General features: G+C 63.9%; 3 protein-coding genes and 1 pseudogene. 2 read left to right on the top strand and 2 right to left on the bottom strand.

Features of this window, described 5'->3' with window-relative positions:
* A pseudogene (locus EOA22_RS30930) lies at nucleotides 1-482 on the bottom strand (flagellar motor protein MotB); the annotation flags it as partial.
* A 197-nt stretch (nucleotides 483-679) separates the two neighbouring features.
* Here EOA22_RS30930 and EOA22_RS30925 point away from each other — a divergent pair.
* Both EOA22_RS30925 and EOA22_RS30920 read left to right on the top strand, forming a co-directional pair.
* Complete coding sequence (locus tag EOA22_RS30925; protein WP_013530173.1) at nucleotides 680-1,126, top strand: YcgN family cysteine cluster protein; 447 nt, start codon at nucleotides 680-682, stop codon at nucleotides 1,124-1,126.
* 254 nt (nucleotides 1,127-1,380) lie between these two features.
* Entirely contained in the window at nucleotides 1,381-1,737 is a 357-nt protein-coding gene (locus EOA22_RS30920; protein ID WP_013530174.1) for a hypothetical protein, read from the top strand.
* A gap of 213 nt (nucleotides 1,738-1,950) precedes the next feature.
* On the opposite strand, the gene EOA22_RS30915 is transcribed toward EOA22_RS30920, so the two are convergent.
* The coding region (locus tag EOA22_RS30915) for an SIMPL domain-containing protein (RefSeq protein ID WP_127390483.1) at nucleotides 1,951-2,387 on the bottom strand (437 nt) is incomplete at its 5' end.

Raw genomic sequence — 2,387 nt, 5'->3', positions numbered from 1 at the left:
GTCTGCTGCTGCTGGTCACGCTTCTTTCTGCGCGGCTGCTGTTCCTCTGCGGGTGCTGCCTGTTCGGCCGGCGCCTGTTCGGCCTGCTGCTGCTGATCACGCTTCTTCCTGCGCGGCTGCTGTTCCTCGGCGGGAGCGGCCTGTTCGGCGGGCGCCTGCTCGGCCTGCTGCTGCTGGTCGCGCTTCTTCCGGCGTGGCTGCTGCTCCTCGGCGGGCTGCTCGCTCTGGGCAGGCGCGGCCTGCTGTTCAGGCTCGGCCTTCTTGCGCTCGTGTTTCTGTTCGGGTTCCGCCTGCTGCTTCTGCGCGCAGGCCTCGGCCGATTCGCCCTCGGCGCATGCTGCTTGCGCCAGGATGAATGGGGTTGCCGTGCGCTGGGCAAGACCGGACGCGACACTTCCCTGAAGCGGGAACGCGCCCAACGGCGCGGATGCCATCAACAGGCCAAGTGCGGTGCCTGCCAGAATCCGTGGTTGGCGTTTCATCGAAATTCTCCTTGTGGGGTCCCATCCTTGCCGAAACCGATCTTGTGCCGATTGGTTCCAGTCTGGCACGGATAGAGGCCGTACGGGGCGATTGACCGACCTTTTGAAGGCAACTTCATGTCATTCACCTGGCGATAGCCGCAATTGCGACCATTGCCGCGCTTGACCTTGCCCGCGGCCGGGGCCACATCCGGGAAATGGAAACGCCATTCTGGAAAACCAAGGCGCTGGAGGCGATGAGCCCGGCCGAGTGGGAATCGCTGTGCGACGGCTGCGGTAAATGCTGCCTGTCAAAGCTTGAGGACGAGGACACTGGCGAGATCTACTGGACCAGCGTCGGCTGTCGGCTGTTCGACGCCGAGACCTGCCGCTGTTCGGACTACGCCAACCGGCTGGCGCGCGTTCCCGATTGCGTCGGGCTGACGCCGCAGAATGTGCGAACCATCAGTTGGCTGCCCAGTACCTGTGCCTATCGGCTGGTTGCCGAGGGCCGCGACCTCTACTGGTGGCACCGGCTGGTGTCTGGCAGCGCCGAGACCGTGCATGAAGCCGGCATCTCGATGCGCGGCCGGGTCAAAGCGAGTGAAACCGATCTTGCCGAGCCGGAAGACTATTTTGACTATGTGCTGGACGAGGAGCCGTAGGACCAGCGGCGGCGAGCAACAGCCTTACGTTCCACGACTTCCGGCCAATCCGCGGGCTCGGAATAGGGCGCCGAGTCAGGCATTCCGGCCTTCACCAAGGGCTGGGGACGGTGGCGAATGGCCGGAACTTCCTTCTTCCCGCCATATGAACCGGAGATGAACGGCAGGTTCGTAAAGAGTTCAGACAGGCAAGCGCATTCTCCCCCCATCGGTTCACGAGGACGGGCGAAGGCCCGCAAAAAGGAGAGAAGACGATGTTCAACACGATCAAGACGGCAGCCCTTTCGGCCCTGGTCGGTCTCGGCACACTGGCGGCCGTTCCCGCCCACGCCGACAGCCTCTATCTCGGCTTCGGCAACAACAACGACCCGCGTTTCGGCGTCTATACCGGTGACGACGGTTATCGCCATCGCCGTGATGAACGCCGCGGCGACTGGCGCCGTGGCTGTTCGCCGGACCGCGCCCTCGACAAGGCCGAACGCATGGGTCTCCACCGTGTCCGCATCGTCGACGTCAACCGTCGTACGGTGAAGGTGGCGGGCCGCCAGGACGGCGACCGTGTCGTGGTGGTGTTCGCCAATGAGCGCGGCTGCCCGGTTATCTATCGCTGAGGTTCGACAATTAAGGCCGACCCCTCTTTGAGGGTCAGCCTGGCAGCATGATCTTTAGCAAGATCAGCTGGGACTAGCGGAGCCCCTTTCCGTTTGAAGGGTGTGGCTCGAAAAAACCCCGCGGGAGCAATCCCGCGGGGTTTTTCATGCGCGCTATTGGCTGGTGATGCATCGGTGGCTGGGCAAGACCCAGCCACGGATCCTCAGAGCCGCTTACTTCAGTTCGAAGGTGACGGTCACCTGGACATTGTAGGAATTCTCGCCGGCCTGCACGGGAGCCGCGCCACCCGCCGCGGCATCGAAGGCCTTGGCGTTGATCGGCATCGGCGCCGGCGCAATGTTCTGATCTGATATCTCGAGCACCCGGCCGAGGCTGGCGCCTGCGGCCTCGGCCAGCGTCTTGGCCTTGGCCATGGCGTTGGCGACCGCCTTCTTGCGCGCCTCGGTGACCGTGGCTGCCGGGTTGTCATTGGTGAAGGCGATGCCGCCACCCTGGTTGACGCCGAGCGACACCGCCTTGTCGAGGATCTCGCCGGTCTTGTCGACATCGCGCACCCGCACCGAAAGCGTGTTGGTCACCTGATAGGCGACGAGTTCGGCTTCCTGGCTGCCGTCCGGCTTGTTGGTGTAGTTGTAGCGCGGGTTGATCT

Source organism: Mesorhizobium sp. M7A.F.Ca.US.014.04.1.1 (assembly GCF_003998745.1).
GTDB lineage: Bacteria > Pseudomonadota > Alphaproteobacteria > Rhizobiales > Rhizobiaceae > Mesorhizobium > Mesorhizobium ciceri.
This window is presented reverse-complemented; position numbering and strand designations above follow the sequence as displayed.

Bases quoted from the DNA above. Each gene is read 5' to 3' on its own strand.
- EOA22_RS30925 (WP_013530173.1), top strand. From the start codon at position 680: ATGGAAACGCCATTCTGGAAAACCAAGGCGCTGGAGGCGATGAGCCCG.
- EOA22_RS30920 (WP_013530174.1), top strand. From the start codon at position 1,381: ATGTTCAACACGATCAAGACGGCAGCCCTTTCGGCCCTGGTCGGTCTC.